This window comes from Streptomyces sp. NPDC001401 (genome assembly GCF_042895385.1).
Taxonomy (GTDB): domain Bacteria; phylum Actinomycetota; class Actinomycetes; order Streptomycetales; family Streptomycetaceae; genus Streptomyces.
In genome coordinates, this window is the sequence record NZ_JBIAWI010000005.1 from 485020 (window position 1) to 511267 (window position 26248).

General features: G+C 70.1%; 23 protein-coding genes. 6 read left to right on the top strand and 17 right to left on the bottom strand.

From position 1 onward, the window contains the following. Positions 1–11 precede the first annotated feature (11 nt). The 8 genes from ACFY10_RS20630 to ACFY10_RS20665 all read right to left on the bottom strand — a co-directional run bounded on the left by ACFY10_RS20630 (position 12) and on the right by ACFY10_RS20665 (position 10114). Positions 12–635 (bottom strand): TetR/AcrR family transcriptional regulator, encoded by a 624-nt coding sequence (locus ACFY10_RS20630; protein ID WP_390666591.1) that lies wholly within the window; start codon positions 633–635, stop codon positions 12–14. Next, positions 623–1357 carry an enoyl-CoA hydratase family protein gene (locus tag ACFY10_RS20635; RefSeq protein WP_390666592.1) on the bottom strand — a complete coding sequence of 245 codons (735 nt, stop codon included), beginning with the start codon at positions 1355–1357 and terminating at the stop codon, positions 623–625. Before ACFY10_RS20635 ends, ACFY10_RS20630 begins: the two co-directional genes overlap by 13 nt. Continuing rightward, positions 1354–2931, bottom strand: coding sequence for a 4-coumarate--CoA ligase family protein (locus tag ACFY10_RS20640; protein WP_390666593.1), 1578 nt, complete (start codon positions 2929–2931; stop codon positions 1354–1356). The genes ACFY10_RS20635 and ACFY10_RS20640 overlap by 4 nt, the downstream gene beginning before the upstream one ends. A gap of 25 nt (positions 2932–2956) precedes the next feature. After that, entirely contained in the window at positions 2957–4093 is a 1137-nt protein-coding gene (locus ACFY10_RS20645; protein WP_390666594.1) for an acyl-CoA dehydrogenase family protein, read from the bottom strand. Between the two features lie 83 nt (positions 4094–4176). Then, entirely contained in the window at positions 4177–6027 is a 1851-nt protein-coding gene (locus ACFY10_RS20650; protein ID WP_390666595.1) for a biotin carboxylase N-terminal domain-containing protein, read from the bottom strand. A 12-nt stretch (positions 6028–6039) separates the two neighbouring features. Next, positions 6040–7638 (bottom strand): acyl-CoA carboxylase subunit beta, encoded by a 1599-nt coding sequence (locus tag ACFY10_RS20655; protein ID WP_390666596.1) that lies wholly within the window; start codon positions 7636–7638, stop codon positions 6040–6042. Continuing rightward, a complete protein-coding gene (locus tag ACFY10_RS20660; protein WP_390666597.1) occupies positions 7635–9323 on the bottom strand; it encodes an acyclic terpene utilization AtuA family protein in 1689 nt (562 codons plus the stop codon). The genes ACFY10_RS20655 and ACFY10_RS20660 overlap by 4 nt, the downstream gene beginning before the upstream one ends. Next, positions 9320–10114, bottom strand: a complete 795-nt coding sequence (locus ACFY10_RS20665; RefSeq protein ID WP_390666598.1) for a TIGR03084 family metal-binding protein — start codon at positions 10112–10114, stop codon at positions 9320–9322. The genes ACFY10_RS20660 and ACFY10_RS20665 overlap by 4 nt, the downstream gene beginning before the upstream one ends. A gap of 106 nt (positions 10115–10220) precedes the next feature. Here ACFY10_RS20665 and ACFY10_RS20670 point away from each other — a divergent pair, with 106 nt between their 5' ends. After that, positions 10221–10976 (top strand): class I SAM-dependent DNA methyltransferase, encoded by a 756-nt coding sequence (locus ACFY10_RS20670; protein WP_390666599.1) that lies wholly within the window; start codon positions 10221–10223, stop codon positions 10974–10976. 33 nt (positions 10977–11009) lie between these two features. Here the strand turns inward: ACFY10_RS20670 and ACFY10_RS20675 are convergent, their stop codons facing one another. The 4 genes from ACFY10_RS20675 to ACFY10_RS20690 form a co-directional block, all read right to left on the bottom strand. Beyond that, positions 11010–11942, bottom strand: a complete 933-nt coding sequence (locus ACFY10_RS20675) for a DMT family transporter (RefSeq protein ID WP_390666600.1) — start codon at positions 11940–11942, stop codon at positions 11010–11012. Between the two features lie 121 nt (positions 11943–12063). Next, positions 12064–14097, bottom strand: a complete 2034-nt coding sequence (locus tag ACFY10_RS20680) for an ABC transporter ATP-binding protein (RefSeq protein ID WP_390666601.1) — start codon at positions 14095–14097, stop codon at positions 12064–12066. A 97-nt stretch (positions 14098–14194) separates the two neighbouring features. Beyond that, positions 14195–14329, bottom strand: a complete 135-nt coding sequence (locus ACFY10_RS20685) for a hypothetical protein (protein WP_276622102.1) — start codon at positions 14327–14329, stop codon at positions 14195–14197. A 301-nt stretch (positions 14330–14630) separates the two neighbouring features. Further along, positions 14631–17591 carry an FAD-binding and (Fe-S)-binding domain-containing protein gene (locus ACFY10_RS20690; protein WP_390666602.1) on the bottom strand — a complete coding sequence of 987 codons (2961 nt, stop codon included), beginning with the start codon at positions 17589–17591 and terminating at the stop codon, positions 14631–14633. A 199-nt stretch (positions 17592–17790) separates the two neighbouring features. Here ACFY10_RS20690 and serC point away from each other — a divergent pair, with 199 nt between their 5' ends. Together serC and ACFY10_RS20700 are read left to right on the top strand one after the other, a co-directional pair. Next, complete coding sequence (gene serC, locus ACFY10_RS20695) at positions 17791–18909, top strand: phosphoserine transaminase (protein WP_390666603.1); 1119 nt, start codon at positions 17791–17793, stop codon at positions 18907–18909. A gap of 109 nt (positions 18910–19018) precedes the next feature. After that, complete coding sequence (locus ACFY10_RS20700) at positions 19019–19501, top strand: hypothetical protein (protein WP_390666604.1); 483 nt, start codon at positions 19019–19021, stop codon at positions 19499–19501. Between the two features lie 63 nt (positions 19502–19564). Here the strand turns inward: ACFY10_RS20700 and ACFY10_RS20705 are convergent, their stop codons facing one another. Then, complete coding sequence (locus tag ACFY10_RS20705) at positions 19565–21082, bottom strand: cellulase family glycosylhydrolase (RefSeq protein ID WP_390666605.1); 1518 nt, start codon at positions 21080–21082, stop codon at positions 19565–19567. A 108-nt stretch (positions 21083–21190) separates the two neighbouring features. After that, positions 21191–22177 carry a WD40 repeat domain-containing protein gene (locus ACFY10_RS20710; RefSeq protein WP_390666606.1) on the bottom strand — a complete coding sequence of 329 codons (987 nt, stop codon included), beginning with the start codon at positions 22175–22177 and terminating at the stop codon, positions 21191–21193. 129 nt (positions 22178–22306) lie between these two features. Between ACFY10_RS20710 and ACFY10_RS20715 the strand changes: the two genes are divergently transcribed. Beyond that, on the top strand, positions 22307–22981 hold the full coding sequence (locus ACFY10_RS20715; protein ID WP_390666607.1) for an SGNH/GDSL hydrolase family protein: 675 nt from the start codon (positions 22307–22309) through the stop codon (positions 22979–22981). Positions 22982–23108: 127 nt separating this feature from the next. On the opposite strand, the gene ACFY10_RS20720 is transcribed toward ACFY10_RS20715, so the two are convergent. Together ACFY10_RS20720 and ACFY10_RS20725 are read right to left on the bottom strand one after the other, a co-directional pair. Then, on the bottom strand, positions 23109–23945 hold the full coding sequence (locus tag ACFY10_RS20720; protein ID WP_390666608.1) for a DUF2637 domain-containing protein: 837 nt from the start codon (positions 23943–23945) through the stop codon (positions 23109–23111). Positions 23946–23960: 15 nt separating this feature from the next. Continuing rightward, positions 23961–24188, bottom strand: a complete 228-nt coding sequence (locus ACFY10_RS20725; RefSeq protein WP_390666609.1) for a hypothetical protein — start codon at positions 24186–24188, stop codon at positions 23961–23963. A 340-nt stretch (positions 24189–24528) separates the two neighbouring features. Here ACFY10_RS20725 and ACFY10_RS20730 point away from each other — a divergent pair, with 340 nt between their 5' ends. Beyond that, positions 24529–25116, top strand: a complete 588-nt coding sequence (locus tag ACFY10_RS20730) for a Uma2 family endonuclease (RefSeq protein ID WP_390666610.1) — start codon at positions 24529–24531, stop codon at positions 25114–25116. Positions 25117–25134: 18 nt separating this feature from the next. Then, entirely contained in the window at positions 25135–25776 is a 642-nt protein-coding gene (locus tag ACFY10_RS20735) for a 1,4-alpha-glucan branching protein (RefSeq protein WP_390666611.1), read from the top strand. Here ACFY10_RS20735 and ACFY10_RS20740 read toward each other — a convergent pair. Beyond that, positions 25760–26170, bottom strand: coding sequence for a hypothetical protein (locus ACFY10_RS20740; RefSeq protein WP_390666612.1), 411 nt, complete (start codon positions 26168–26170; stop codon positions 25760–25762). The genes ACFY10_RS20735 and ACFY10_RS20740 overlap by 17 nt on opposite strands. Positions 26171–26248: the final 78 nt, after the last annotated feature.

Here is a 26248-nt window from a genome sequence, read left to right on the forward strand (position 1 = left end):
GAGGACCCGGCTCAGTCCGTGAGCACCTGGTCCAGGATCTCCGCCCACTGCGCCACGACCCGCTCCCGTCGCCCCCCGTCGTCCGTGAGCAGGTTGGCGAGGCCGAGGCCGCGGGCCATGTCGAGGAGGCCCTGGACGGTTTCGCGTACGCCGGGGCGGGTTTCGTCGGCGGCGAGGAGGTCCACTGCTATGCGGTGGGTTTCGCGGCCGACGCGGGCCTCGAGTTCTGTGACGCGCGGGCGGAGCTGGTCTTCGTTGGAGGCGGCGACCCAGAGGTGGAGGGCGGCGCGGAAGAGGGGGCCGGTGTAGAGGTCGACGAGGGCCGAGACGACCGCCCGCCGGTCGCCCGCGGCGCCCTGCGGGAACAGGGCACGGAGCGCCGTCGACCGCTCCTCGGCGACGTATTCGACGGCCGCCGTGAAGAGGTCCTCGCGGGTCGGGAAGTGGTGCTGGGCGGCGCCGCGGGAGACGCCGGCGCGTTCGGCGACGACGGAGACCGTGGAGCCGGCCCAGCCGTGTTCGGCGAGGCAGGCCACGGCGGCTTCCAGGAGCCGCTGCCGGGTGGCTCGGCTGCGGTCCTGTTTGGGCACGCGGTCGACGCGGTCGACACCGCCGTCTGTGGTCACAGCACCCATGTGGGATCCCGTCGTTCCAGGAAGGCCGTCATTCCCTCGCGGGCCTGCGGGGAGGCGAACAGCCGGGCCGAGAGTGCGGTGAGGTCGGCCGCGTCCCGGTCGAATGTTTCGAGCACCTTAGCTGTGAGCAGCTGTTTCGTCTCCGCCAGCCCTTGGGGTGCGGCTCGGCGCAGTCCGTCCAGGACCGGTTCCAGTACGGCGTCCACGTCCTGCCCGGCCGCCGTGAGCAGTCCGATGCGGGCGGCCTCCGTGGCGTCGAGGCGCTCGCCGGTGAGGTAGTAGCGGGCGAGGGCTCGGGGGTCCGTGCGCGGGAGCAGGGGCAGGGAGATGACCGCCGGGGCCACGCCGATCCGTACCTCGGTGAACGCGAAGGTGGACTCCGTCGATCCCGCCGCGATGTCGCATGCGGCCAGCAGACCGAGTCCGCCGGCCCGTACGTGGCCGGTGACGCGGGCGACGACGGGTTTGCGCAGTTCGATGATCTGGCGGAGGAGCTGGACCAGTCCGTCCGGGGGAGGGGGGTCGCGGAGGTCGGCGCCCGCGCAGAACGTGTTGCCGGTGTGGGTGAGGACGATCGCGCGTACGTCGCTGTCCTTGGCGCAGTCCGTCAGTGCGGCGGCCAACTGCCCCACGAGCGCCGCCGAGAGCGCGTTGCGGTTGGCCGGGGAGTCGAGGCTGAGTGTCTCGATGCCACGCGCGCGCGTACGTCCGATCAACGTCATGTGCGCTCCCTGGGTTCCCGCAGTGCACGGCGGAGGATCTTCCCGGAGGCGGCCCGCGGGATGCCGTCGATGAAGGTGACCTGGCGGACGCGTTTGTAGGGGGCGACGCGTTCGGCGACGTACATCATGACCTCTCCTTCGGAGAGGTCGGTGGCGGTGGGCTGGCGGACGACGTATGCGTGCGGGATTTCGTTGTTGTCGTCGTTGTAGACGCCGACTACGGCCGCGTCGGCGATGCCCGGGTGGGTCAGGAGGATGGCCTCGAGTTCGGCGGGGGCCACCTGGAAGCCCTTGTACTTGATGAGTTCCTTGACGCGGTCGACGACGAACAGCCAGCCGTCGGTGTCGACATGGCCCACGTCTCCGGTGTGCAGCCAGCCGTCCGGGTCGATCATCGCGGCGGTGGCGTCGGGGTGGCCCAGGTAGCCCTTCATGACCTGGGGGCCGCGGATGAGGATCTCGCCGGACTCGCCGGTGCCGAGGTCCTTGTCGGGGTCGTCGAGGGAGACGATGCGCATCTCGGTGCCCGCGATGAGCTTGCCGACGGTTGCGGGGGGTGCGTCGCGCATGGCGTCGAGGGGGACGACGTGGGTGCCGGGTGAGAGTTCCGTCATGCCGTAGGCCTGGCCGACGGGTGGCAGGCCGAGCCGCTGGGAGCAGGCGGCGGCGAGGTTGGCGTCCAGGGGGGCGGCGGCGCTGATGATGTGTTTCAGGGACGACAGGTCGTACTGGGCGACCAGGGGGTGCTTGGCGAGGGCCAGGACGATGGGCGGGGCCACGAACAGGCCGGTGATGCGGTGGTTCTGGATGGCCGCGAGGAAGGTTTCGAGGTCGAAGCGCGGGAGGACGACGACCGTGGCGCCCTGCCTCAAGGGCGCATTCATCAGGGCCGTCAGGCCATAGATGTGGAAGAAGGGCAGGACGGCGAGGATGCGGTCGCCGGGGGCGGTCGGGATGAGGGGTTCGAGCTGGGCGAGGTTGGTGGCGATCTGGCGGTGCGTGAGCATCACGCCCTTGGGGATGCCGGTCGTCCCGGAGGAGTACGGGAGTGCCGCCACGTCCGTCACCGGGTCGATGTCGACGGCCGGCTCCGGGGCGGCGGAGGCCAGCATGTCGATCAGGGACCGGTGTCCCGGCGCGCTGTCGCAGACGAAGATCTCCTCGACGCCGCCCGCGAGTTCGGCGGCCCTGCGTGCCGTTTCCAGCAGCGGTGACACGGTGACGATCCAGCGGGCCGCCGAGTCCCCCAGCTGCTTGGCGAACTCCTCGGGGGTGGCCAGCGGGTGCACGGTGGTGACGGAGGCACCCGCGCGCGTGGCCGCGTAGAAGGCCGTCGGGAAGGCGACGGTGTTGGGGCTGTGCAGGGCGAGCACGTCCCCCTTGCCTACGCCTGCCTCGGCGAGCGCGGCCGAGATGCGCCGGTGGAAGCGGTCCAGTTGTTCGTACGTGAGGGTGGTGCCGTCGGTTCCGTCGATGAGCGCGGGCGCGTCGCCGTACTCGGCGGCCCGGCCCAGCACCGCTTCGTGGATGGGGAGTTCTACGGGCGGGACGTCTGCGTAGTCGCTGCGGAACACGGTTCCTCCAAGGCGGCCGAGGCGGTCAGTACGACTTGGGCAGGCCGAGGGTCTGGTGGGAGACGTAGTTGAGAATCATCTCCCGGCTCACCGGAGCAATACGAGCCACGCGCGCTGCTGTTATCAACGAGGCGAGCCCGAATTCGCGGGTGAGGCCGTTGCCGCCGAGGGTGTGCACGGCCTGGTCGACGGCCCGCACACAGGCCTCGCCGGCCGCGTACTTCGCCATGTTGGCGGCCTCACCTGCGCCGACGTCGTCTCCTGCGTCGTACAGATGCGCCGCCTTCTGCATCATCAGGCGGGCGAGTTCGAGGTCGATGTGCGCCTGGGCGAGGGGGTGTGCGATGGCCTGGTGGGCGCCGATGGGGGTTTTCCAGACGGTGCGGTCGCGTGCGTACTCGACGGCGCGGGCCAGGGCGTAGCGGCCCATGCCGATCGCGAAGGCGGCCGTCATGATGCGTTCGGGGTTGAGGCCGGCGAAGAGCTGGAGGAGGCCTGCGTCCTCGTCGCCGACGAGTGCTTCTGCCGGGAGCCTTACGTCGTCCAACGTCAGCTCGAACTGCTTTTCCACGGCGTGGAGTTCCATGTCGATCTTGCGGCGGGCGAAGCCGGGCGCGTCCCGCGGGACGATGAAGAGGCAGGGCTTGAGGGTGCCGGTGCGGGCGTCTTCGGTGCGGCCGACTATGAGGGTCGCGTCGGCGATGTCGACGCCGGATATGAAGACTTTGCGGCCGGTGAGGAGCCAGTCGCCGGTGTCCGGGTCGCGGCGGGCCGTGGTGGTGATGCGGTGGCTGTTGGAGCCGGCGTCGGGTTCTGTGATGCCGAAGGCCATGGTCAGGGTGCCGTCGGCCAGTCCGGGCAGCCAGTGTTGTTTCTGGGCGTCGGTGCCGAAGCGGGCGATCACTGTGCCGCAGATGGCCGGGGATACGACCATCATCAGCAGGGGGCAACCGGCTGCGCCCAGCTCCTCCAGGACGATGGAGAGTTCTGCGATGCCGCCGCCTCCACCGCCGTATGCCTCCGGCAGGTTGACGCCGAGATAGCCCAGCTTGGCTGCCTCTGCCCAGAGGGCCTCGCGGTCGAATTCGCGGCCGTGGCGTTTGCCGAGGGCAGCGACGGCGGATCGGAGAGCCTTGTGTTCTTCGGATTCTATGAGGGCCATCAGGTCTCCTTCGGGGTGCGGGTTGTGTGTGGCTGGTCGCGCTCGCGCGGCGGTAGCCGCATATCGATACCGTCCCGCGCCCCTTAGGTGGGCTCGACCACCGCCAGCAATGCGGCGACCTCTACCTGTTGTCCCGGTACGACGTGCAGGGCCGTCAGCGTGCCCGTGACGGGTGCTGTGATCCTGTGCTGCATCTTCATCGCCTCCAGCCAGAGGAGGGGCTCTCCGGCCCGTACGGACGCTCCTACGGCCAGGCCCTCGGCCACCTTCACGACCGTGCCCGGCATGGGGGCCAGAAGGGAGCCCGGCGCGTGCTGGGCGGTGGGATCGGGGAAGCGGGGCAGGGCGGTCAGGCGGGTGGCGTTCACGTACACCTCGTCGCCGTACCTCGACACCTCGAACTTCCGCTGTACGCCGTCCACTTCGAGTACGACGAGACTCGCGTCCGCGTGCACGACCCGGACCCCGTCCGCCTCGAGGCCCGTGCGCGTGTGCCGGTAGCGGGCCTCGTGCTCCTCGCCCGCCATCGCGTACCGCTTGGTCTGCGGCTGGGAGGGGAGGTTGCGGAAGCCGCCGAAGTGGGAGCGGGCGTGGGCGTCGGCGAGGGCCGCGGCGAGCGGGGCGTGTGGGTCACCCGTCCCGGAGCCGGTCAGTTCGGGGAGGTGGCGGTCGTAGAAGGCCGTGTCCATGCCGGCCGACGCGAACTCCTTGTGGCGCAGGGAGCGGACGAGGAGGTCGCGGTTGGTCGTCGGGCCGTGGACCGTGGCTCGCTCCAGGGCTCCCGCCAGTCTGCGCACGGCCTCCGCGCGCGTGGGGGCGTGGGCCACCGCCTTCGCGAGCATCGGGTCGTAATGGACGCCGATGTCGTCTCCGTCGCCGTAGCCCGTGTCCAGGCGGATGCCTTCGGGAGCCGTCAGGCGGTGCAGGGTGCCGGTCTGCGGGGTCCAGTCGTTCGCCGGGTCCTCGGCGTACAGGCGGGCCTCGATCGCGTGGCCACGCGCGCGTGGGGGGTCGGTTTCCAGGGGGTGGCCTTCGGCTACCCGGATCTGCAGGGCCACCAGGTCGACGCCGAACACCGCCTCCGTGACGGGGTGTTCGACCTGGAGGCGGGTGTTCATCTCCAGGAAGTGCGCCCGGCCGTCGGCCACCAGGAACTCGACGGTGCCGGCGCCCTCGTAGGCGACGGCGCACACGGCCTGTACGGCCAACGCGTACATATCCTCGGTGAGCCCCTCGGAGAGCCCGGGTGCCGGGGCCTCCTCGATGACCTTCTGGTGGCGGCGCTGGAGGGAGCAGTCGCGGGTGCCCAGGGTCCAGATCGTGCCGTGCGTGTCCGCGATGACCTGGACCTCGACGTGGCGGCCGTGCTCCAGGTACGGCTCGACGAAGACCTCGCCGTCGCCGAAGGCGCTCGCGGCCTCGGCCCGTGCGCCCTCCAGTGCGGTGTCGAGGTCCTCCAGGCGGCGCACGATGCGCATCCCGCGTCCCCCGCCGCCCGCGGCCGCCTTCACCAGGACCGGCAGGTCGGTCTCGGTGATCCGCCCCCGTTCCAGGGAGGGGATCCCCATGAGCTCCTTGGCTCGGGTCTTGGACGCCATCGCCTCGATGGCTTCCGGGGACGGTCCGATCCACGTCAGACCGGCGTCGACGACGGCGCGTGCGAAGTCGGCGTTCTCGGAGAGGAAGCCGTAGCCGGGGTGTACGGCGTCCGCGCCGGATGCGACGGCCGCCTTCACGATCAGGTCGCCGCGCAGATACGTCTCCGCGGGCGCCGCGCCCGGCAGCCGTACCGCCGTGTCGGCCACGCGCGCGTGGAGCGCGTTCTCGTCGGCGTCGGAGTGCACCGCGACCGTCCGGATTCCCAACTCGCGGCAGGTGCGGAAGATACGGCAGGCGATCTCGCCCCGGTTGGCGACGAGGACTGAAGTGATCATTGAAACCGTCCCTCACATCCGGAAGACGCCGAAGCCGCCGCGTGCACCCTCGTACGGCGCGGTGTGGATGGCCGACAGGCACAGGCCCAGCACCGTGCGGGTGTCGCGCGGGTCGATGACGCCGTCGTCGTAGAGCCGCCCGGACAGGAACATCGGCAGCGACTCGGACTCGATCTGCTGCTCCACCATGGCGCGCAGGGCGGCGTCCGCGTCCTCGTCGTACGGCCGGCCCTTCGCCGCCGCCGACTGCCGGGCGACGATCGACAGGACTCCGGCGAGCTGCTGCGGGCCCATGACGGCCGACTTGGCGCTGGGCCAGGCGAACAGGAAGCGGGGGTCGTAGGCGCGGCCGCACATGCCGTAGTGACCGGCGCCGTACGAGGCACCCATCAGCACCGACAGATGCGGGACCCGGCTGTTGCTCACCGCATTGATCATCATGGCGCCGTGCTTGATGATGCCGCCCTGCTCGTACTCCTTGCCGACCATGTAGCCGGTGGTGTTGTGCAGGAAGAGGAGCGGGATGTCGCGCTGGTTGGCCAACTGGATGAACTGGGCGGCCTTTTGGGACTCCTCGCTGAACAGGACCCCCTGGGCGTTCGCCAGCACGCCCACCGGATAGCCGTGGAGCGTCGCCCAGCCGGTCGTCAGGCTCGTCCCGTACAGCGGCTTGAACTCGTCGAAGTCGGAGGCGTCGACGATCCGGGCGATCACCTCGCGCGGGTCGAAGGGGGTCTTCAGGTCGCCGGGGACGATGCCGAGCAGTTCCTCCTCGTCGTACTTGGGAGGTGCGGCCGGGCCCGGATCCTCGTACGCCTTGCGGTGGTTGAGGCGGGCCACGACCCGCCGGGCCTGACGCAGGGCATCCGGCTCGTCGACGGCGAAGTAGTCGGCGAGACCCGACACGCGCGCGTGCATCTCGGCACCGCCGAGCGACTCGTCGTCGCTCTCCTCGCCGGTGGCCATCTTCACCAGGGGCGGACCGCCGAGGAAGACCTTCGCGCGTTCCTTGACCATGATCACGTGGTCGGACATGCCGGGGATGTACGCGCCCCCGGCGGTCGAGTTCCCGAAGACCACGGCGATGGTGGGGATGCCGGCCGCCGACAACCTCGTCAGGTCCCGGAAGATCGCACCCCCGGGGATGAAGATCTCCTTCTGGGAGGGCAGATCGGCGCCGCCCGACTCCACCAGGCTGATGCAGGGGAGGCGATTGGCGAGCGCGATGTCGTTGGCGCGCAGGGCCTTCTTCAGCGACCAGGGGTTGCTGGCGCCGCCGCGTACGGTCGGGTCATTGGCGGTGATCAGACACTCGACCCCCTCCACCACCCCGATCCCGGTGACGAGCGAGGCGCCCACCGTGTACTCGCTCCCCCAGGCGGCGAGCGGCGACAGCTCCAGGAAGGGCGTGTCCGGGTCGAGGAGCAGCTCGATGCGCTCCCGGGCGAGCAGCTTGCCGCGCCCGCGGTGCCGTTCGACGTACTTCTCGCCGCCGCCCACGAGGGCCTTGGCGTGCTCGGCGTCGAGGTCGGCGAGCTTGGCGAGCATGGCCTCGCGGTTGGCCCGGTGGTCCGGGCCACTGGTGTCCAGGGTGGTCGGCAGAACCGTCACAGCAGGGCCTCCGGGATGTCCAGGTGGCGGGAGCGCAGCCATTCGCCGAGGGCCTTGGCCTGCGGGTCGAATCGGTGCTGGGCGGCGACGCCCGCGCCGAGGATGCCCTCGACCACGAAGTTGAGGGCGCGGAGGTTCGGCAGGACGTGGCGGGTGACGGGCAGATCGCGGCTCTCCGGGAGCAGCTGACGGAAACGGTCCGCCGTCAGCTCGTGGACGAGCCACCGCCATGCCTCGTCCGTACGGGCCCAGACACCGACGTTGGCGTTCCCGCCCTTGTCTCCGCTGCGGGCGCCGGCGACGAGACCGAGCGGGGCACGGCGTACAGACCCGTCCGGCAGCGGTTCGGGCAGCTCAGGATCCGGCAGAACGTCGAGTACGAGGGTGTCGTGGGCCGGGGCCACAGGAACCCGGCGCCCGTCATCGAGCACCGCCACATGGTCGACGGCGCCATGGGGGACGTACACATCCTCGAAGACCCCATAGGGCGCGCCCTTTCCAGGTGGCGCGAGCACATGGAAGCCCGGGTAGCTGGCGAGCGCCAGCTCGACGGCGGCTCCGCTCAGCGCGCGACCGACCGCACTTTCGTCCCGGTCCCGTACGACCAGCCGCAGCAGCGCGCTCGCCGTCTCCTCGGTCGGGGCGTCGGGCCGGTCGGTGCGGACGAGGTCCCAACGGACGTCCGCGGGGGCCGACTTGGCCTCCCGGAAGGCGGCGTCCATCTGCTCCCGCACCAGCGCGGCCTTGGCCTCGATGTCGAGGCCGGTGAGCACGAAGGCGACCTCGTTGCGGAAGCCGCCGAGGCGGTTGAGGCCGACCTTGAGGGTGGGGGGCGGGGCCTCGCCGTGTACGCCCTCGATGCGGACGCGGTCGGGGCCGTCCTGGGTGAGGCGGATCGTGTCCAGGCGGGCCGTCACGTCCGGTCCCGGGTAACGGGCGCCCGCCGTCTCGTACAACAACTGCGCGGTCACCGTGCCGACGTCGACGAAGCCGCCGGTGCCGGGGTGTTTGGTGATGACCGCGGTGCCGTCCTCGTGCAGCTCGGCGAGCGGGAAGCCGGGCCGCCGCAGATCACCCGGGCGCTCGCTGAAGAACGCGTAGTTGCCGCCGGTGGCCTGCGCCCCGCACTCCAGCACATGCCCGGCGACGACGGCTCCCGCGAGCCGGTCGTACTCCCCCGGCCCCCACCCGAAGTGCGCGACGGCGGGCCCGGTGACCAGCGCCGCGTCCGTCACCCGCCCGGTGACGACCACGTCCGCGCCCTCCCGGAGGCAGGCCGCGATGCCGAAGCCGCCGAGGTAGGCGTGGGCGGCGAGGCTGCCCGGGTGGGCGGCGGTGAGGTCGTCGCCCTCGACGTGGGCGACGCGGACGGGGAGGCCGAGCCGGTCGGCCAACTGCCGTACGGCGTCGGCGAGTCCGGCCGGGTTGAGGCCACCGGCATTGGCGACTATCCGCACCCCACGCTCATGCGCGAGGCCGAGGCACTCCTCCAGCTGGCGCAGGAACGTGCGGGCGTACCCGGCGGCCGGGTCCTTGAGCCGATCACGGCCCAGGATCAGCATGGTCAGCTCGGCGAGATAGTCGCCGGTCAGGACGTCGAGTTCGCCGCCGGTGAGCATCTCGCGCATGGCGTCGAACCGGTCGCCGTAGAAGCCGGAGGCGTTGCCGATACGGAGAGTCGTCATCCGGCGGCCCCCTTCGGCGGACGGCCGTCGCCCGGGGGCCCGGCGAAGGCCTGGGCGATGTCGAGCCAGCGGTCGGCGTCGGGGCCGGTCGCCTGCAGAGCGAGATCTTCTCGGTGCGCACGCTGGGTGACCAGGAGGCAGAAGTCGAGGGCGGGGCCGGTGACGCGGTCTTCGGCGTTCTCGGGCCCGTACACCCACAACTCCCCGGACGGGGAGGTGAGTTCGACGCGGAACTCCTCGAACGGGGTGGGCAGTCCGTGCACTCCGAAGGCGAAGTCGCGGGTGCGGACGCCGAGGCGCACGATGTGCCGGAGCCGGTCGGTGGGGGTGCGTGCCACGCCCAGCGCGTCCGCCACGTCCCCGGCGTGGGCCCAGGTCTCCATGAGGCGGGCGGTGGCCATGGAGGCGACGGACATCGGGGGGCCGTACCAGGGGAAACGCGCTCCCGTCGGCGCCACCCGCAGGGCGTCCGCCAGGGCCTTGCGCCCGGTCCGCCAGTCCGCGAGCAGCTGCTCGGGCGGCTTGCCGGCGCCCTCCTCCGCACCGTTGTCCACGAAGTCGCCGGGCGCGGCCAGCGCCTTCTCGACCTCGCGGGAGAAGGCGTCCTGGTCGGTCACCGCCAGCAACGAGGAGTGGTCGGTCCAGGCGAGGTGCGCGATCTGGTGGGCGACGGTCCAGCCGGGCGCGGGGGTTGCGAGCGCCCACTGCTCCGAGCTCAACTCGGCCACGAGCAGGTCGAGTTCCTCGCTCTCCGCGCACAGATCGTCGATCACGGGCGTCGGGTCAGCCATGGGGTGAGCATGGCAGCGGCGACAGAAACAAGCAAGCGTGCTTGCATTAATTTGTGGGCTGGAAATGCCCACGCACCGCCAGTCACCGAGGCAGTACGGTCGGCCGATGCTCGATGACGACGGTTACTTCGGAGAGTCCGTCGCGGCGGCGTACGACGAGTCGTCGGCGGAGATGTTCATGCCGGACGCGGTGGAACCCGCCGTCGACCTCCTGGCGGAGCTGGCCGGGACCGGCCGCGCCCTGGAGCTGGGCGTCGGCACCGGGCGCATCGCGTTGCCGCTGTCACGCCGCGGTGTCGAGGTGTACGGCATCGACCTGTCCCGGGCGATGGTGGAGCGGCTGCGCGCGAAGCCGGGCGGGGACGCGATCGGGGTGACGATCGGCGACTTCGCGACGACACGGGTGGAGGGCGGATTCTCGCTCGCCTACCTGGTCTTCAACACGATCATGAATCTGACCACGCAGGACGCGCAGGTGGACTGCTTCCTCAACGCCGCGGCCCATCTCGAGCCCGGCGGACACTTCGTCGTCGAGGTCATGGTTCCCGACCTGCGGCGGCTTCCGCCCGGGCAGAACGCGGTGCCGTTCCGTGTGGAGGACGGGCGTCTCGGATTCGACCTGTACGACGTCGCGACCCAGTCGATGAGCTCGCACCACGTACGGGTCGAGGGCGACCGCAGCTCGTATCTGACCGTCCCGTTCCGGTACGCGTGGCCCGCGGAGCTGGACCTGATGGCCCGGCTGGCGGGGATGCGGCTGCGCGATCGGTGGGACGGGTGGACGCGGGAGCCGTTCACCAGCGGGAGCCAACAGCATGTGTCGGTGTGGGAGAAGGTTGCCGGCATCGATGGGACAACCTGAACGAGCTCGTCTCGGCCGCCGAGCCTTCAACCGTCAGGAACCCACCCCCGGCGCCTCCGCCTTCCCCCGCCCCACCTGCGTCCGCACCGCCCCCATGCTCGCCCCGATGACCAGGGCGATCGCCGCGGCCTGGATCAGGGACAGGGACTGGCCGAGGATCAGGAAGCCGGCCGTCGCGGCCATCGCCGGTTCCAGGCTCATCATGATCGCGAAGGTGGAGGCGGGGAGGCGGCGCAGGGCCAGGAGTTCCAGGGTGTACGGCAAGACCGACGACATGATCGCCACCGCCGAGCCCAGCGCGATCGTCACCGGGTCCATCAGCTTCGCACCCGACTCGGCGATCCCCAGCGGCAGCATGAGCAGCGCCCCCACCGCCATGGCCAGCGCCAGCCCGTCCGCCTGCGGGAACCGTCGCCCCGTACGCGCACTGAACACGATGTACGCCGCCCACATCCCACCCGCGCCCAGCGCGAAGGCCACTCCGACGAGGTCGAGGTCGCCGAAGCCACCGCCGCCGAGGAGGAAGACGCCGGCGAGGGCCAGCCCGGCCCAGACGGCATTGACCGCTCGGCGGGAGGCGAGAACGGACAGGGCCAGCGGGCCGAGGACCTCCAGAGTGACCGCCGCGCCCAGCGGGATGCGGGCGACCGCCTGGTAGAAGAGGCCGTTCATCGCGCCGAGGGTGATGCCGAAGACGATCACCGTGCCCCAGTCGGTGCGTGAGTGGCCGCGCAACCGGGGGCGGCAGATCAGGAGGAGGACCACGGCCGCCGCGAGGAGGCGGAGCGTTACGACGCCGAGCGCGCCGGCGCGCGGCATCAGGTTCACCGCCAGTGCCGCGCCGAACTGCACCGAGATCCCGCCCGACAGGACCAGCCCGACCGGACCGAGGGAGCCCCGGCGGTGCGGGGCGGCGGCCTGCACCGCTGTGGGTGAGGTGGGGGTGGTGGTACTGGGCGTGGTCACGGGCTGTCCAGGTGCTCGGCTCGGGCTTCACGGTTCGTTCATCACGATGCACTGCCGGGTCCAGGGTAATGGACTCGGTCAGGCGCGTAAACCCGTTATGCAGCTGTCCCGAATGATGGACTCAGATCCCGGGCCAGGGCTCCTCGTCGCGGAACAGAGGGCGGCCGTCGGGGAGGGTGGTGGGGACCGGCGCAGGTACGTAGGGGGCGTAGGGGTCGTAGGCGTACGACGGCGCCTGCCATGTCTCGTACGGTCCGTACCCCTCGTACCCCTGGTACCCGTACGCGGGCTGAGCCACGGCCGCGGGCGCCTCGGCGAACCCTTCCGTGAATCCTTCCGGGAACAGCGGCATCCGCAGCTCCCCCGTGTCCGTCACCGCGTTGTTCTGCGAGCGGTGCAGCCGTGCGTACGCCCCGCCCCGCGCCAGCAGTTCCTCGTGCCGGCCGGTCTCCACGATGCGGCCGCGGTCGACGACCAGGATGCGGTCGGCGTCGGGGGCGAGATTGAGGTCGTGGGTGATCATGATGGTCGTACGGCCGGTCATCAGGCGGCGCAGCGGCTTCACGACCCGGCGGGCGGCCATGGCGTCGAGGCCCGTGGTCGGTTCGTCCAGGACCAGTACGGGGGCGTCGCGCAGGATGGCGCGGGCGATGGCGAGGCGCTGGAGCTGACCGCCGGACAGGCGGGCCGAGTTGGGGTCGACCCTGGTGTCGTAGCCCTCGGGGAGACGGGTGATGAAGTCGTGGGCGTCGGCCGCCCGCGCCGCCTCCTCGATGGCCTGGTCGCTCGCGCCGGGGCGACCGCAGGCGATGTTGGCGCGGACGGTGTCGTGCAGGACCAGGGTTTCCTGGGGGAGCAGGGTCACGTATTCGCGGAGGCGGGCGAGCGGGAAGTCGCGCAGGGGGACGCCGTCGAGCAGGAGCTCGCCCGCGTCGGGGTCGTAGAAGCGCAGCAGCAGCTTGGAGACCGTCGACTTTCCGGCCCCGCTCGGCCCGGTGACGATCACGAGCTCGCCGGGGCTGACCGTGAACGACAGCCCCTGAAGGGCGACGGTGTCGGCGCCCGGGTAGCTGAAGGAGATGTCCCGGACCTCGACCGCGCCGTCGGGGCGGCCGGTCTCCGTGGCTCGGCGCGGGTCGGTGACCGACGGCCTGACGTCCAGGATCTCGATCAGCCGTTCCGCGCCCGCAGTGGCGGCCGTGACGGTGAGGCCCAGCTGGGCCAGGCCCCGCACCGGCGGATAGAGATAGCCGAGGAAGGCGGCGAAGGCGAGGAGCTGGCCGAGGGTCATCCGGCCGGTGGAGATCTCCCAGGCGCCGATGCCGATCACGGCGAGGACGCACACCGTCTCGATGACCTGGACGAGCTGCTCGTAGGCCTCATTCAGGCGGGTGGAGCGGACCGAGGCGCGGAACCAGGCGCTCGCCTCCTCGTTCAGCCGGCGGCGCTCCGCGTCCCGTCGGCCGTACGCCTGGGTCAGCACGATGTTGCCGAGGGACTCCTCGACCACGGAGGTGATCGCGCCGTCGGCGACGCGGCCCTCGCGGGAGACGTCCTTGATGGAACCCGAGAAGCGGCGGGCCGCCAGCCAGAACAGGGGTGCCAGGACGAAGGTGGCGGCCGCCAGGTCCCAGCGCAGCCAGAAGGCGGCGACCGCGTAGAACAGGGCGGAGAAGACGGCGGAGGCGGCGCCGACCAGCCCGGAGACGACCATGGTCTCGATCGCCTCGACGTCACTCGTCAGGCGGGACAACAGGTCGCCCTGGCGGTGGCGTTGGAAGAAGTGCGGGGGCAACTGCTGTACGTGGTCGAAGACATGCTCGCGCAGTCTCATGACGAAGCGTTCGGTGGCCCAGGCGGCGAGGGAGTTTCCGGCGTACGCGACGACAGCGCCGACGACGGCCACGCCCAGCCACTTCACGGCCGGCACCCAGAACGCGGCCAGCGACCCCTTCTGCAGGGCGTTGTCGGTGAGGTCGCTGAAGACCAGGATGGCCTCGGTCTCGGCGAGCGCGGCGAGCACCGTGCACGCCCAGACGGCGAGCAGCCATTTCCTGAGGCCCTTGGTCAGCGGCCAGAAGCGGCGGAAGGCGGTGCGGGCCGGAATGGTGGGAGTGTCCTCGTATTCGAGTTCCTCATCCTCTTCCGTATCCATTTCGCATTCCCTCCGCATTCCGTCACGTCACGAGAATCCCTGAATTCGGCAAGATGAAGAGGACCGACGGAACACCGTCGGTCCTCTCACAGCTCACTCAGTTGTCGTCGCCCGGGATCGGCTTGGGCACCGGGGGCTTGGGGTGCTTCTTCTTCGGCTTCGGCGGGGGCGGCGGAGGCAGCTGCTTCGACTTGGGCTTCGGGGGCAGCGGGGCGAGCTTCTTGAGGCTCATTCCGACTCCTTGAGAGTGTGCGGTGTGCGTGGTGGTGCGAGAATTCTCTACGGATACGGACGGATTCAGACGGGGATTTCTTTCCGGATCGTCATCCGGGATCTCCCCGCCGCCCGACACCGATGAACTTACACGGCCCACAACTCAAGGAATGGCAAAGTCGGCGAGGTAACGGCAAACAGGGGCTGTGAATACCTGGGTGAATCCTGAGTGAGGCCCGCCGAACCTGAGAGTTCTCTTATGAACCTGAGAACGAGCTTATGGACTCTGTGAAACAGCCCTGAAATCCGGAGTGCCGGGGTCAGTCGTCCCCCTCCGGCACCCCATCCAGCGCCCCATCCAGCCCTTCCGCCAGCACCTCCGCCAGATGCCTGCCCCGCACCCCCGCCAGCTGCTCCAACTGCGTCCGGCAGGAGAAGCCGTCCGCGAGCACGACCGTCCCGTCCGCCGCGCCCCGCACCGCCGGGAGGAGCTGATCCTCCGCGCAGGCCGCCGACACCTCGTAATGGCCCTTCTCGAAGCCGAAGTTGCCCGCCAGACCGCAGCAACCGCCCGCCAACTCCCCTGTCAGGCCCGCCGCTTCACGCAGTCGGCGGTCCGCGCTGTCGCCGAGGACCGCGTGCTGGTGGCAGTGGGTCTGGCCGGTGACCGGGCGGTTCAGGGACGGGGGGACCCAGTCCGGGGCGTACTTCTCCAGCGCCTCCGCGAAGGTCAGGACCGAGGCCGCCAGACGCGCCGCGCGCGGGTCGTCGTGCAGCAGCTCCGGCAGATCCGTGCGGAGGGCTGCCGCGCAGCTGGGTTCCAGGACGACGATCGGCGCCCGGACGTCCGTCTCCAGCTCCGGCAGGAGGAACGGTTCCAGCAGATCGAGCGTGCGGCGCAACACCGTGCGGGCCCGGTCCAGTTGGCCCGTCGAGAGGTACGTCAGGCCGCAGCAGGCGCGCGCTCTGCGGGCCGACCCCAGGTTCAAGGGGTTCACACCGATTCCCTGGAGGTCCCCCTCGGGCGACCTCGACACCCTCGCCCGCCGCGTCGGAATCGGTACCGCGCCCAGCCCCGCCGCCTCCAGCACCCGCACGGCCGCCCGGCCCACGGACGGCGACAGGTGTTCCGTGAACGTGTCCGGCCAGACGAAGACCATCTGCCGGGGGAAGTCGGGCCGCCGCCCCGCGCGCGCCTCGGCCATCCACCCCCGCATCCGTTTCCTGAGCCGCCGCTTCCACCACCGGCTGAACGTCTCCGATGCCACTGGTGGAATCCCCCGCCCGGGCGCGATCCCGCCGAGCCGCTTCCCCAGTGCCGCCAGCGGACCCACGGAAGCGAGCGCGTTGACGAGCGGTGCCGTGCGCGTACGGGACACCCAGCGCAGCCACACCGGCAGCCATCCCATGCTGTAGTGCGCGGCCGGGCGGCGTCGCCCCGCGTAGTGGTGGTGCAGGAACTCCGCCTTGTACGTGGCCATGTCGACCTCGACCGGGCAGTCGGAGCGGCACCCCTTGCAGGACAGGCAGAGGTCGAGCGCGTCCCGGACCTCCGTGGACCGCCAGCCGTCGGTGACGACTTGACCGGCGAGCATCTCGTGCAGCAGCCGGGCACGCCCGCGCGTGGAGTGCTCCTCCTCGCCGGTCGCCCGGAAGGACGGGCACATGACGGACGCGCCGACGGCAGATGTCGTACGGCATTTGGCGACCCCGACGCAGCGCCGCACCGCCGCGGAGAAGTCGCCGCCGTCCGACGGGTACCCGAAGGCGACGTCGACCGGCTTCCGCGGCAGCACCGAGAAACGCAGGTCGGCGTCGAGCGGTGCCGGACGGACCAGCATCCCGGGGTTGAGAAGATCGTCCGGATCCCAGACGCCCTTCACCCGCTCGAAGAGGCCGACCATCTCCGGGCCGTACATCTTCGGCAGCAGCTCCGCCCGTGCCTGCCCGTCCCCGTGCTCCCCGGACAGCGACCCGCCGTGCGCCACGACCACGTCGGCGAGCTCCTCCGAGAACCGCCGGAAACGACCCACCCCCGCCTGGCTCAGCAGGTCGAAATCGATACGGACGTGGATACAGCCGTCCCCGAAGTGCCCGTACGGAGTGCCGCGCAGTCCATGGGAGGTCAGCAGCTGTCTGAAGTCCCGTAGATATGCGCCGAGTTGGGCGGGCGGCACCGCGCAGTCCTCCCACCCGGGCCAGGCCTCGCTCCCGTCCGGCATCCGCGTCGCCGTACCACTGGCGTCCTCCCGGATCCGCCACAGCGCGCGCTGCCCGCCCGGATCGGTGACGACGAGCGAGTCGACGACATCGGCGGCCCGCACGATCGCCTCCGCACGCGCGCGGGCCTCCGCCCCCGTCTCCCCGCCGGTCTCCACGAACAACCAGGCGCCGCCCCTGGGCAGCCCGGCCGTGGACCGCACCAGATCGGCCGCCATCCCCTCCACCGTGAGCGGTTCGTACGGCAGCAGCCCCGCCGCGGCCTCGGCGGCAGCGCTCTCGTCGGCGTACGCCAGCACGGCCAGCGCACGCGCGCGTGGTGCCTCGACAAGCCGTACGACCGCCTCGGTCAACACGCCCAGCGTGCCCTCGGAGCCGCAGAAGGAACGGGCGACATCCGCACCCCTCTCCGGCAGCAGCGCGTCCAGTGCATACCCGGAGATACGGCGGGGCAGCTCGGGAAACCCGGTCCGCAGCCGTGCCAGTTCCCCCTCCACCAGCGCCCGCAGCCCCTCCGGCGCCCCGGCCCACCCCTGCCCGGGCCGCAGCCGCTGCCCGCGCGCGGTGATCACCGACAGCTCGCGCACACTGTCCGCCGTCGTGCCCCAGGCCACCGAGTGCGAGCCGCACGAGTTGTTGCCGATCATTCCGCCGAGCGTGCAACGGCTGTGCGTGGAGGGATCAGGACCGAAGCGGAGCCCGTGCGGGGCGGCGGCCTCCTGCAGCCGGTCGAGAACGAGCCCCGGCTGCACAACAGCGGTACGCGCCTCCGCGTCGAGCGAGACCAGCCGATTCATGTACCGCGTGAAGTCCAGCACGACGCCGGTACCGGTGGCCTGCCCCGCGATGGACGTACCCCCACCCCGGGCGACAACAGGCACGCCGTACTCCCGGCACACCCCAAGCACCGCCGCCACGTCATCCGCGTCCTTGGGAGCGACCACCCCCAGCGGAACCCGCCGATAGTTCGACGCATCCATGGTGACCAGCGCCCGGGCCGCGACGTCAAACCGCACATCACCCCGGACAACCTCGCGCAAACGTGCCTCGAGACCCGACATGGGGCCAGCAAACCAGCCGATGGCCGGCACCCTCCAGCCGCCGGTCAGGCAATTTCAGCCCGTCCGGCGTTTGAGGACGAGGCCGTCCAGGCCGACCGGGGGTCTGGGGGCGGAGCCCCCAGCAGACGCCCGCCAAGACACGCGTCTCACCCGACGGACCACGTTTCGCCCAGGTTTCCGCACCGGCTAACCTCACTGCGTGGCTGAGATCCAGATTCCCGCTGACATCAAGCCCGCCGACGGACGTTTCGGCGCGGGCCCCTCCAAGGTGCGGACGGAAGCGCTGGACGCGCTGGCCGCCACCGGTACGTCCCTCCTCGGCACCTCCCACCGCCAGGCCCCGGTGAAGAACCTGGTGGGCAGGGTGCGCGAGGGCATCTCCAACCTGTTCTCCCTCCCTGAGGGCTACGAGGTCGTCCTCGGCAACGGCGGCTCCACCGCGTTCTGGGACATCGCGACGCACGGCCTGATCGAGAACAGGTCGCAGCACCTGACCTTCGGCGAGTTCAGCTCGAAGTTCGCCAAGGCGGCCAAGCTGGCCCCCTGGCTGGCCGAGCCGGACGTCATCTCCACCGACCCGGGCACGCACCCCGAGCCGGTCGCCGAGGCGGGCGTCGACGTCTACGCCTTCACCCACAACGAGACCTCCACCGGCGTGGCCATGCCCATCAAGCGCGTGGCCGGCGCCGACGAGGGCGCGCTGGTCCTGGTCGACGCCACCTCCGGCGCCGGCGGCCTCCCGGTCGACGTCGCCGAGACCGACGTCTACTACTTCGCCCCGCAGAAGTCCTTCGCCTCCGACGGCGGCCTGTGGATCGGCGTCTTCTCCCCCGCCGCGATCGAGCGCGCGGAGCGCATCCACGCGTCCGGCCGCCACATCCCGGAGTTCTTCTCGCTCCCCACGGCGATCGACAACTCCCGCAAGAACCAGACGTACAACACCCCGGCCCTCGCCACCCTCTTCCTGCTCAACGAGCAGCTGGAGTGGCTCAACGGCCAGGGCGGCCTGGACTGGTCGGTCCGCCGCACGGCGACCTCCGCGCGCACGCTCTACGGCTGGGCCGAGGACATCAAGTACGCGAACCCCTTCGTCACCGACCCGGCCAAGCGCTCCCAGGTCATCGGCACGATCGACTTCACCGACGAGGTCGACGCGGCCGCCGTCGCCAAGGTCCTGCGCGCCAACGGCATCGTGGACACCGAGCCGTACCGCAAGCTCGGCCGCAACCAGCTCCGTGTCGCGATGTTCCCGGCGATCGACCCGGCGGACGTCGAGGCGCTGACGAAGTGCATCGACTACGTGATCGAGAAGCTGTAACTCCTCCCGATCACGTACACGCCACACACCTCGTCAATCCCCGTAGTTGCGCAGCTTGTTGCAGGGCCCTGTCGGTGACAGGGCCCTCTTCATTGGGTACGGCGGTGGCATGAACAGACCGATACCGGGCACCGTGCAGGTCGCGGTACGCCACATCCTCAGCGACAAGACGAGCGGTGTCCTCACCCGGACCCGCCGGATCACCTGGCGGGACAGCCGGTACCGGGTGCGCCGGCCGAAGTCCGGCAAGCAGACCGTGGAGCTGACCTGCACCGTGTGCGAGGCCTCCCTGCTGGCCCAGGTCCACGACGAGGCCCGCACCCGCAGGACCGCGACCGTCCTGCTGGTCCTGGCCGCCCTGTCCGTGCTCGTCTTCTTCGTGGCGTTCGGCTACGTCGTCCACGAGGGCGGCAAGACGCTCCCCGAGGGCCAGTCGCTGCCGACCCTCTTCCCCATCAGCGTGGTCTCGATCTTCGTCACGTTCGTCACCGCCTTCCTGTTCCTCGGCCGGGGCCTCCACTACAACGGCGTCAGCATGCTCGACGCCCCCAAGCCACGCCGGCTCCACCGGATCCTGCCGGTGCGCGGCTGAGCTCCGACCACGACGACGAGGGCGCCCGGCTAGTACCGGGCGCCCCCAGGTGCCCGTCCTGGCTCACGCAGCCGTACAGCTCACACTCGGCACACCTCCGCCCCCGGGCGCGCCCCCGAAGCCGAAGTCGGCCGAACCGCCCGCCGCGATCGCACCGTTGTGGGAGGCGTTCACCGCGGTCACGGTCGAACCGCTCTGGGTGTACGACGCGTTCCACATGTTCGTCACCTGCTGGGAGCCGCTCCAGGTCCAGGTCACCTTCCAGGAGCTGATCGGGCTCGTCCCCGTGTTGGTCACCTTCACCTCGGCGTTGAAGCCACTGCCCCAGTCGCTGCTTACGGTGTAGGCGGCCGAGCACGCGGCCGTACTCCCGCCACCGCCGCCTCCTCCACCCCCGCCACCCGTACCGCTACTGGGAAACAGCGGCGCTTTGACGCTCGCCAGATACCCGTCCTTCACCGTGTCCACGGTCACCCAGTCGTCCTTCAGGATCCCGCCCGTGTCCCCGGAGTTGGGGTTCCAGGACCAGAACGTCCAGTGGAAGGAATCGGCCCCGTACGTCGAGGTCGGCCGCAGATAACTCACCAGCGCCGCAAGCCACTTCTGGTCCACGGTCGACGCAAGCGTCGTACCGAACTCGCCGACCCAGACGGGCGCGATGTTCTGCTTGAAGATGTAGCCCCAGTACTTGTCCCAGACGCCCGGCATGTTGGCAGGGAACGTCGGATCGCTGAACCAGCTCTGCTGAGCCACGCTGGTCGCGTAGTCGTGGGCGGAGTACACGACCCGGTTCGCCACGTCGAGCCGGACCGGGTACTGGGCGACGCCCATCAGATTGCCGCCCCACCACCCCGACACACCGCCGTACGTCTGTACGCCCTCGACGAAGATCAGCAGGTCGGGGCTGACGGAGAGCACCGCGTTGCCGGCCCGCTCGGCGGCCAGCCGCCAGTCCGTCGCCGTGTCGCCGCAGCCCCAGCAGGCGGGATCGTGGGGCTCGTTGTGCAGGTCGATGCCGATGACGGCGTCCTGGCCCTTGTAGCGGGCCGCCAGCGCCTTCAGATCGGCGATCCATGTCGACTCGGGGACGGCCGCCGTGTACCAGAGCGCCGACTGCCCGCCCGAGTCCGGCCGGTGCCGGTCGAGAATGACCTTGAGGCCGTCCTGACCGGCGTACGCCACGATCCTGTCCATGACCTGCAGGGAGTTCAGCCCCTGCAGATCGGCGTTCTTGCCGCTGCTGAAATCGATGCTGTTGGGGACGGTCGTCGACTTGAGGATGTCGTCGCTGTAGGGCAGCCGGACGGTGTTGTAGCCGAGCGACTTCATCTGGTCGATCATGCTCTTGTAGTCGCGGGACCACAGGCCATGGACCACGTGGTTGCCGGTCTCGAAGCCGAACCAGTTGATCCCGGCGATCCGGACCGGCTGCCCGGCCGCGTCGAGGATCTGCCGGCCGCTGGTGTGCCAGTGACCGGCGCCGGGGACGTCGGCCGCGTGTGCTGTCTGCGCACCGGCCCCCAGCGGTAACAGGAGCACCGCGGCAACAGCGCACAGCGCTCTTCGCAGGCTGCGGAACATGTCGCTGCTTCCTCTCGGGAGGCGCGGGCCCGGAACGAATGGGAGCGCTCCCACAACCCGGCACCTTCCATGGAAGCAGGTCTCATGAACACGTCAAGGACTACGGCGTCACCGGCGCAGCAGCCGCCGGAATCCGAAGAGGACCGCTGCCGCGACGGCGACGACGAGGGCGCCGACCTTCAGATTGCCGCCCACGCTGCCACCGCTTCCACCCGATGCGCCCGAACTCCCGCTGGCCGAGGGCGACTTGGAGCTGCCCCCGCCCCCGCCCGGCGCGTCCTGCGCCTGCACGGAGCTGTCGGCGCCCTCGCTGCCGTACATGAGCCTGGAGCCGTCGACGGAGTAGGTGACGGACTCGCCCTGCCCCTGCAGCGGGACGTTCAGCCGCCCCTTGCGCTTGATGTTGCCGCCGTTCCAGTCGTAGTAGATCCCGCCGAAGTAGCCGCGCACGGCCAGCTGTTTGTCGTCCGGGGAGATGGCGGCGTCGGTGGCCCAGAGGTCGACGGCGGCGACGGGCTTGAAGTAGTTCGTGCCCGAGGCGGAGAGCTTGGCCGGCCCCTCGTAGAGATGCCCGCCGTTCTCGTTCTTGTCGATGATGTACGCCCGCCCGGTCTTCGGATCGACGACCAGCGACTCGGCGTTCCGCGCCCCGCCCGAGTACTTCACCACGTACTGCGTGGCCCGGACGGTCTGATCGACCAGCTTCTTCGGCTCGGGCAGCTGATAGATCCAGACGTACGGCCACTTGCCGCCGAGGTTGTCGCCGATGTCGCCGACGTAGATCTGGTTGTCGGGCCCGATGGAGATGGCCTCGACATCGCGGGGTGAGCCGATGCCGCTCAGCGTGACCCGGGCGACCGTCTTGCCCGTACTGCTGTCGACGGCGTAGATGTACGGGCCGTCGTCGCTGTCGTTGTGGGTCCAGTAGACGCCCGGGTGCAGACGGGAGGCGGCGAGGCCGCTGGACTCGGTGATGCGCGAGTCCTTGATGGTGAACCCCTGGTCCCCCTTGCCGTCACCGTCGGCGGCGGAGGCGGGCAGGCCGAAGGCGCCCACGAGAAGGACCCCGGCGAGGAGAGCGAACGGTCGGCGCATGCCCCCAAGCCTGCCATCCCGGCCCGGCATCCACGGACGCTCGGCATGCAGGCGCGCGTGGCAGGCCTCACACCCCACCCGTCCCATTGGTCCCTCCCCCATCCCCCCTCGATCGTCCATCATGAGCGGATGCTTAGGTTCATGCCGGTCGGCGACTCCATGACGATCGGAAGCGCGGGCGAGCACACATGGCGCTACCGGATGTGGGAGCACCTGCGCGAGACGCACGGCGGCCCGTTCGCCCTGGTCGGCCCGCGCGAGACGCTGTACGACAAGGCGACGGACACGCCGGAGTCGTACGAGTACGCCGACCCCGACTTCCCGCGCGCCCATCTGGCCGGCTGGGGCGAGGGCTGGCTGCACATGGCGCCGCTGATCGGGGAGGCGGTGCGCTCCTGCCGCGCGGACGTCCTGCTCGTCTCCCTCGGCCTGATCGACCTGGGCTTCTACACGAACGCGGATCAGACGGCGGAGAACGTACAGGCCTTCGTCGCGCAGGCGAGGTCGGCGAACCCGCGCATCCGGCTGGTCGTCCTGCCGGTGATCCCGAACGTCCGCGCCACCGCGGACGCCCCCTTCGCCGCGCAGGTCACCCGCTTCAACGAACTCCTGGCCAAGGCGCTGGCCGACCTCGACGAGCCCCGCTCCCCGCTCCTGCTGGCCTCGCCCCCACCGTCGTACGACATCCTCCACGACACGTACGACGGCACACACCCGAACGCGAGCGGCGAACACAAGATCGCGGCGGCCTTCGCGGACGCGATGCACCAGGCGTGGGACGTCGGGAAGCCCTACGAGACCTGAGCCGCCTCCGCCTCGGCGGCCCGCGACGAGAAAGCCGGCACTGCGTCCAGGCACCCCCAACTCCCGCCCCACGTCAGCCTTTTGCGCCCCGAAGGAAGAGGCAGGTACGACCGCAAGGGCCGGCTGATCAGCGCCGCGGCTTCGAAGTGGCCGAACCGCTCTTGGCTGCAGGGGATTTCTGATTTGCGGGCGTGTTGCGGTGCCGGTGGCGGGAGATGTTTCGCCGCGGCGGCCGGGTCAGAGTGATCTGGCGGACCAGCTGCTGGAAGCACGCCAGGGACGCGAGCGTCGGCAGGGCGGCAGCGGCGATACCGGTGAAGCTCCTGTCGGCCTCGGCCACGCAGAGCGACATCGCAAGGAAGGAGAACAGCAGAACGACGAACCAGGAGTGCACAGCCCGGCGTTGGTGAAGGGCGCTGCGCAGGATGGAGAGCGAGGCCACCATCCAGGGGCCGTAGACCAGAAGCGGCCACCAGGTCAGCATGCCGCCCTGCGTGGCCGACGCGACGTGCCGCAGAGGCGCATAGGCCACCATGCCGCCGAAGACGCTCACCATCGACACGATCACGGCAGCGAGCGCGGCGATCAGAAAGCTGACTGTCTGCAACCAAGTGAAGCGCAGACGGAATCGGAAACGAACTTTCCGATGCCGGACGGAACGGCGCCGGATGGGCGGCAACTCGGCTGTGATTTTCGCCAGGTTGTCCATCGACTCGCCCGTGAAGTCGAGGTCGGGCGTCTGCTCGCGACGCGGCGGAGACGCGGCGCCGGCCTGCTCCGCCGTCACGGCATTCTGCAGGAGAGAGGTGAGTTCCTCGACCGGGTCCCAGCCCTCCACCAAAGGCCCAGCGGAGTACATGTCGTCGGCGGGACCCCGGTGGCGGCCGGTGGCCGTCCCGGTGGGGTAGTCACCGGGATACCGTTCGTGAGGCGTGAAGGAAAGATCCAGGTATTCGTCGTTCATGGAGGTCCGCCCCCGTCATGTGCCCGCGTGGCAGCCGGACCGTCCCTGATCGTTCCACCGCCGCCCGAGTTCCTCCTGAGCCGTGTCCAGGGTCCTCAGAAACTCCGTGAACACAGCCCCGGTGACCTGCAGTTCGATCCGTGCGCCGTCTCCGTGCAATGTGCCGCAGGCCTCGGCCGCCGAGTACGCCGCGGCGGGCGTGAAGGTGTAGCGCCCCACTGTCACAGCACGGGCGGCGGCCATGTCCTCCGCTGTCGCTCCGGAACGGTACGGGTTAAGGAACCTTGCTTTCGCCATATTCCGCTAACGCGGCCTCCCCTCCTCCGGATGCGCGGCAAACGAGTGAGGCCAATTTGACGAAAACATCGACGAGAGCGTTTGTAATCCGAGCCGACCGCACTGTCCTCAATACGTAAAGAATCGAGCAGTTTGTCTTTTGAATTCTTCTCGCACAGGAAAGATCATTTATTCCTGGCGGGCCGGTCCCCGTCGGCGGAGCTCCGCCCCGTGTCTCGCTCACCGTGCGTATCGTTGTACTGCGCGGCTGCACTCGTCCATGGGGCAGCCGGGGAGGAGCGCCACGATGACCGTCCTTGAAGGCAGGATCGAGATGGCCGAAGCGAGCGGCGAGCTCACTCTGGACGTCATGTTCGAGTGGCTCGAGAAGATGCCCATCCCCGAGGGAACGAAGGTCGAGATCGTCGGGGGAAACATCTTCATGTCACCGCAGCGGCACACTCACTTCCAGATCATCTTCGGCATCCTGGAGCAGCTGCGCGCCAAGTACCCCCGCACGCGGCTGGCGTCAGACGTGAGGATCGACTTCCCCGGCCACCTGAACGGCTTCGCGTGTGACGTAGCGGCGGTGGCCGAGCGTTCGGTGAAGGACGACAAGGGGCGTTGGCGCTATCAGGACATCGAGTTCGTAGCCGAGGTCATCTCCAAGGACACAGCCGCCAACGACTACGGCCCCAAGAAGACCGCCTACGCCGTCGCCGAGGTCCCCGTCTATTTCATCGCCGACCCCTACCAGGGCAAGTGCCACCTGTACACCCAGCCCAAGAGCGGCGAGTACGTCAGCGAGCTGTCCGTCACCTTCGGAACGGAGGTCGACATGACCACCACCCACCTGGGTCTCGCCCTCAAAACGGATGAGTTCCCCCGCGACTGACTGACAGAATCCCGTCGTATGGCGATCATCCACCACACCACCCTCAAGCCCACCAAGGTCGAACTGCTCACCAGCTGGCTGCCCACCCGCCCCTGGTACCAAGGCGGCCCGGCCACACCGGAGTTGACCAAGGCCGGCGGCTTCCGGCTGGACGACCCGGCGAGCGAGGTCGGCATCGAGTTCATGGTCGCCACCGACGCGTCGGGCCCCGCCCCGGTCGCCTACCTCGTGCCGCTCACCTACCGCGGCGCCCCGCTCGACGGCGCGGAGCACGCCCTCGTCGGCACCATGGAGCACGGCGTACTGGGCAAGCGCTGGGCCTACGACGGCTGCCACGACCCGGTACTCCTCGCCGAGCTCCTGGCCCTGATCGAGGGCCGGACCCAGGCCATGGCGCAGAGCATCACCGACACCCCCGACCACGAGGTCACCCGCGCCAGCACGGCCGCTTGCCCCTCCGTCGAGGGCCCGCTCTCCAGCGTCACGGACACCACCGAGAGCACCGAACTCCGCGTGGGAGATGGCAAGTTGGTACGCGTGCACCGCGTCCTACGCCCTACGTCGCTCTCCCCGGAGGGCGTACTCGGCCACGTCACCGGCGCCTGGCAGGCAGCGGGCGACGCCCGCGCCCGGGCCGTGTTCGTCACGCTGCACAGCTGACCACCGCCTCCGCCAACAACTCCCCCGCCACGAACCGCACCCCCTCCGACGGCACCGACCTCCACCCCAGCGGCCACGTCTGACCACTCAGCGCCGGCACGCCCACGTAGGCCAAGGTGCCGTCACCGCGCGTCAACGCTCGTACGCCCGGGGGCCATCGGAAGCCGGATGCGGTTTGCGGAGGCAACAGGAAGTACAGGTACCGCTCGCCGGTGAACTCCCGGACGATCGGGCCGGCGTCGAAGTCCGTGCGCAGCACCAGCTCTGTGGCGATACGTTCCCCCAGCCCACCTCCGATGCGTACGGCGTCGAAGTGGATACCGGCATGCCGGAGGGCGTGGCCGGAGGCGGGGATCCAGGTCGGGATCCAGGGGGCGGCAATTCTCTCGTTCATGCCGCAAATGCAACAGGGTGCTCACATACTGTGACCAGGGGTTCGCAATGGTGGTGCGGGGCTGTGCAGTTGGGGAGG